We start from the raw sequence: 2,538 nt of genomic DNA, 5'->3' as shown, positions 1-2,538 counted from the left end.
GCGCACCGGCATTGGACTTCGCGGCTATGGTCAGCACGATCCGCTTGTTGAATATAAAAAAGAAACATACAGAATGTTTCAGGAATTGATGCATTTTATAAATAGGGAAGTTGTTTATAATGTTTACAAAGTCGGGTTGGAAACAAAAACCGCGCCGTCACTTCTGCAGCGCCAAGGTGTAAAATTATCCGCGCCGGCAAAAGAGGGCGATAATAGAAATCAGGCCGCGGACATCAAAGCCAAACCGCGCACCGCCGAAGGAGAAAAAATTGGGAGAAACGATCCGTGCCCGTGTGGGTCAGGACAGAAATACAAGAAGTGTTGCGGGAAATAAAAAAAGCAGTTACCTCGACGCCTTTCGACTTGGTAACTGCTGTGCCCGGGGCCAAGAGCCTAGAATTGGTTTCCCGAGCTGGGAGCGTCACGGAAGGTCCGATCTCCCTCGCCAAGCGATGCCCTTGTACGTTGTACAACCTCCGGGTTGGTCGTCGTAGCATGACTAACCAGCGCTTAGCCACTTATAATATGACGGGTTGAAATAAATTTGTCAAGTGTCTGTTAATAAAATATATGATAGAAAAATTCGAACATCCAGAAGCCGAGAGTTCGGAAAAGGCATTATCTCCCGAAGAAATTGAACAGTTGGGTGGTGAAATGGGGGAATATGTTGACGGACTGCGGGCAAGAATTGAAGAAATAAAAACTGAATTAAATAATCCGGCAATTGACGCGGGTCGCGCGGAAACACTCCAGGCTGAAATGGATGAACTAAATGAACAAATGGAAGGTCTCGGCGAGTTTGTGTTAGATATTGAACAGGGAAATTACGAAGAGGTTGTAGTAAAACCAGGGCGATAGGGCCGCTTTACACTTTAATCACTTTGCGCTAAACTCATAAAATATCCACAAGGAGGATAATTTTTTTAATCTATGAACAAAATCAAAAGATTCTTCGCAAACGCGGGGAAAAAGTTATTTACGACGGCCCGTGCTAAAGTTTGGTGGCTCATTATTTTAATTGTGGCCTTCACAGTCTTGGCCGGATTTTTGGATTATCCAAAATATTATGATCAAGGCGTGAATTGGCTGAAAAAAACCACAGGCATTGCTTTACCGGAATTTTATAAATTACCATTTCGTCTTGGCCTTGATTTGCAAGGCGGAACGCATTTGATTTATGAAGCTGACACTTCCGCCATTCCAGAGAAAGACCGCGATGACGCACTTGAAGGCGTGAGAGATGTAATTGAACGTCGCGTTAACGCTTTTGGCGTGGCTGAGCCGGTTGTCCAAACAACGAGCGCCGGAGCGAGCCAACGGGTGATCGTGGAATTGGCCGGAATTAAAGATGTGTCAGAGGCCATTAAGATGATCGGCGAAACACCGCTTTTGGAATTTAAAGAGCAAAATTCAGATACGGGCACGGCGCAGATTTTAACCGCCGAACAGAAAAAAGAAATGAGTGATTATAATGCCGCGGCCAAAAAGACGGCGAATGAAGTTTTAAGAAAAGCTCGGGCGCGCGGCGCGGATTTTGCCGCTTTAGCCGGAGAATATTCCACGGATGAAGCGACAAAAAGCGTTGGCGGAGATTTAGGATTTATTACAAAAGATGGAGTATACGCGGATTTGTACGATGACGCGGCTAAACTCAAAGTTGGCGGAGTAAGTGGCTTGATTGAAACCGATGACAATATCAGTATAATCAAATTGGTAGCAATGCAGGATTCAAAAGAAGTGAAAGCCAATCATTTGTTGATTTGTTGGGTAGGCGCTGACCGTTGTGAGAGCGATTTATCAAAAGAAGATGCTAAGAAAAAAATTGATGAATTAAAAGCCGAGGCGACAGCTGCGAATTTTATTGATTTAGTAAAAGCAAATTCCAGCGAGCCGGGTGCGTCGGAGTCCGGCGGCGATTTGGGATGGTTTGGTAAAGGGATGATGGTTAAGCCTTTTGAAGACGCGACTTTTGCCATGAAGGTCGGAGGAATTTCCGAGGTGATTGAAACGCAATTTGGCTATCACTTGATTTATAAAACTGATGAGCGAGCAGTAAAAGAATATCGCGTTTCAAGAATTTTAATTGATAAAAAAACATCAGCAGAGATTTTGCCGCCGTCAGAAGAGTGGATTTATACCGGTCTCACCGGAAAGCAGTTAGTACGCGCGCAAGTTCAATTTGATCCGAACACCAGCGCGCCACAAGTCGGTCTGGAATTTAATGATGAAGGTAAAAAATTATTCGGAGAAATTACGGAACGAAATGTCGGCAAGCAGGTAGCGATTTTTTTGGACGGACAGGTGATCAGCGCTCCAACCGTCCAGGAAGCGATTAAGGATGGCAACGCGGTTATCAGCGGAAGTTTTACAATTCCCGAAGCAAAAATTTTGGCGCAGCGGTTAAATGCCGGCGCATTGCCCGTGCCGATTAATTTAATCAGTCAGGAAACAATCGGTGCGGCGTTGGGCCAGGAATCGGTAGCAAAAAGTTTAATGGCCGGTTTGATCGGATTTTTGGCTGTTATAGTTTTCATGATT

3 protein-coding genes are annotated in these 2,538 nt (G+C 44.9%); all 3 read left to right on the top strand.

Annotated features, from left to right (window positions below):
- Positions 1 to 334 (top strand): SEC-C metal-binding domain-containing protein (locus tag WC715_06345; protein MFA6172037.1); only part of this gene is annotated, 334 nt, incomplete at its 5' end.
- A gap of 236 nt (positions 335 to 570) precedes the next feature.
- Positions 571 to 858, top strand: a complete 288-nt coding sequence (locus tag WC715_06340) for a hypothetical protein (protein ID MFA6172036.1) — start codon at positions 571 to 573, stop codon at positions 856 to 858.
- 72 nt (positions 859 to 930) lie between these two features.
- Positions 931 to 2,538: peptidylprolyl isomerase (locus WC715_06335; protein MFA6172035.1), on the top strand; the 1,608-nt coding region annotated here is incomplete at its 3' end.

Source organism: Patescibacteria group bacterium (assembly GCA_041661505.1).
Taxonomy (GTDB): domain Bacteria; phylum Patescibacteriota; class Patescibacteriia; order Patescibacteriales; family JBAZCA01; genus JBAZCA01.
Note: the sequence above shows the minus strand (reverse complement) of the source record. Positions and strands in the feature narration are given on the sequence as shown.